A 2,241-nucleotide genomic window follows, 5' to 3' on the forward strand; every position below is an offset into this window, starting at 1 on the left:
GGTGGTGCCGCTTACGTGAGGCGTCGGATCGGTGATCTGTTTGCTTGGCCTTGGCTGGCTGGATTCGATGTCTTGCTGTTCGAGTCCGCTTACGTGACCCGCATTCGTGACCGGTTTGGAGGATGGTGAAGGTTGACCGTCAACCATCGCTCTCATCAACGCTTGTTTCACCTCGTCGGAGCGTTGCCCAAGGCCCTGTAGGACGGTCCTGATCCAGTCCTCGTCGCTTTCGGCATCGTGGCAGGCTTTGGTGCCGATAGTGCGATGATCGTCTTCTTGACGGTGTGGCAGATCGTCATTGGTGCTCATGGGCAGGAGCGTTGCACAGATCGGCTGATGGTCAAGCTGACGATGCCGGGACCGCACACCCATACGATCCCGGCACCGATCTCGTTATGCGGCTCGCTTGAGTCCACGGGCGACGATCCGGTTCACGCGCTCTTCGAGTTCCTCGCGCGAGAGGTCTGGTCGCTGGCTATAGAGCCTCTTCCTGACCTCGGCTTTGATCTGCCAGATGGGCGTTGCGGCATCGTCGTTTTCGCCGATCTGGCGGGTCTGATCCGTGCGGTATTTCTTCTCGTAATTCAGTCTTCTTGCCATGCTCTCATTCTACAGCACCGGGAGATTCGCCGCATTATTCTCGTTGAGGGTTTCGTGTTTTTTCCCAGCGGGTAAACCGATCCGACGATGGCCTTCGTCTTTGATCCTGATGCTCTTCTTGCAGCACTTCCTCATCGCGAAGTTCGGCCCTTCGGTCCCGGTGTCGCGTTCAGATCGACAGGCCGTCGAGTGGCTCCCCAAGCATCAGCCTTGTTCGAGGATGGAGCCTACAATGGCTTCACCGACCGTGAGCGGTATCGCACTGCTGATCTCTCGATCTGGCTCGCCAAGGCAGGAAGCACCGAGCGCCCGATGACCTGCGACATCTGCTCCGCGCCTGCTGATGATGAGCATGCCGAGAACTACTACGATCTAAGCTCGTGGATCGGGATGTGCCGTCGATGCCATCGCTCAGCCCTGCATGGCCGCTTCAAGCGTCCGGGCAAGTGGTTCGACCTGCTCGATCAGAACGAGGTTCCGGATGGCCACTGGGCAAGGGTGGTATCGCTCGAACCGTTCGACCTTGCTGGCTTACTTCGTGACCGTGGTTGGGAAGAGCCGATCAAAGCAGACTACGCGACCGCCAGATAACCACGCAGCCGATGCGGGTGCTTTGTATGGTAGGGATCGCGAAGCTTCTTCGCCTTCGCATCCCACACGACCCAGTGCTTGGAGTCATCGCCATTGTCCATTTCGACGAAGACCAAGGCGTCGGTATTGAGGTCTCGTGGTGTCTTGGAACCGAAGGGCTGGCGACGATCACTAAGCGGCTTCCGTCCGAGCTTTATCAATGCCTCACGCAAGTCTTTGGTCTTCGTCAGCTTCGACCGACCCTTCGGATAAATGACCGTCCGGGCTTCCTCGTATGAAGTGCCAGCCAGCATGGCTACACAGGCCACTCCGCAATCATTCTCTTCCCGCTGTTTAACAGTCTTCATGATCCCCCCTGAACGCCTCTACGCTGCCAGTGCCCGATAGACACTCGCTCGGGCGATCTTCAACTCACGGGCGATCTGAGAGGCTCCTAGGCCCCTTGCACGAAGGGCTTTGACCTCGCCGGGATCGATGGTCGGCTTGCGTCCTCGATACTTCCCGGCAGCCTTGGCTTTCGCGATTCCTTCCGCCTGCCGCTCGCGTCGGATGTCGTTCTCGAACTCACTGACGGCTGCGAGGATCGCGAGCATCAACTTCCCGGTCGAGCTATCGGTATCGACCCCGCTCTGGTTCAAGCATCGGAAGCCAACTTTCTTCTCGGCGAGCTTCTCGATGATCCGGTGAAGGTCGCCAACTGATCTCGCCAAACGATCCAACCGGGTGACGATCAGCGTGTCGCCCTCGCGCACGAAGTCGATGGCATTGGCGAGTTCGATCCGATCCTTGGCGCTCGTGCCAGACATCTTCTCGGCGAAGACCTTGTCGCACCCCGCATCCAGCAACGCTTGGTTCTGGATGTCGAGGCTCTGGCCCGAACTGCTCACCCTTCCGTAACCGACCAGCATCGACACCCTCACCTGTCTCGTTTGAATCTAGAGACAGCCTGCCAGATGTTTCAAATCTGTCGAGCAACTTCATTGAGACGAGAATCCACGCCAATTCTGTCTCATCGTTTCTGACCAATGAGGCTGTAGCCAATTGTGATGG

General features: G+C 58.0%; 5 protein-coding genes. 2 read left to right on the forward strand and 3 right to left on the reverse strand.

Annotated features, from left to right (window positions below; genetic code table 11):
• The coding region (locus KYN89_RS15265; RefSeq protein ID WP_222825875.1) for a hypothetical protein at positions 1-309 on the reverse strand (309 nt) is incomplete at its 3' end.
• 27 nt (positions 310-336) lie between these two features.
• On the opposite strand from KYN89_RS15265, the gene KYN89_RS15270 reads away from it, so the two are divergent.
• Positions 337-675 (forward strand): hypothetical protein, encoded by a 339-nt coding sequence (locus tag KYN89_RS15270; protein ID WP_222825876.1) that lies wholly within the window; start codon positions 337-339, stop codon positions 673-675.
• Between the two features lie 12 nt (positions 676-687).
• A complete protein-coding gene (locus tag KYN89_RS15275) occupies positions 688-1,191 on the forward strand; it encodes a hypothetical protein (RefSeq protein ID WP_222825877.1) in 504 nt (167 codons plus the stop codon).
• Here KYN89_RS15275 and KYN89_RS15280 read toward each other — a convergent pair.
• Both KYN89_RS15280 and KYN89_RS15285 read right to left on the reverse strand, forming a co-directional pair.
• On the reverse strand, positions 1,173-1,538 hold the full coding sequence (locus KYN89_RS15280; RefSeq protein WP_222825878.1) for a cysteine peptidase family C39 domain-containing protein: 366 nt from the start codon (positions 1,536-1,538) through the stop codon (positions 1,173-1,175). The genes KYN89_RS15275 and KYN89_RS15280 overlap by 19 nt on opposite strands.
• An 18-nt stretch (positions 1,539-1,556) precedes the next feature.
• Positions 1,557-2,099: a recombinase family protein gene (locus KYN89_RS15285; protein ID WP_222825879.1), complete on the reverse strand. Its 543-nt coding sequence runs from the start codon at positions 2,097-2,099 to the stop codon at positions 1,557-1,559.
• Positions 2,100-2,241 lie beyond the last annotated feature (142 nt).

The organism is Alteriqipengyuania abyssalis (assembly GCF_019857185.1).
Classification (GTDB): domain Bacteria; phylum Pseudomonadota; class Alphaproteobacteria; order Sphingomonadales; family Sphingomonadaceae; genus Alteriqipengyuania; species Alteriqipengyuania abyssalis.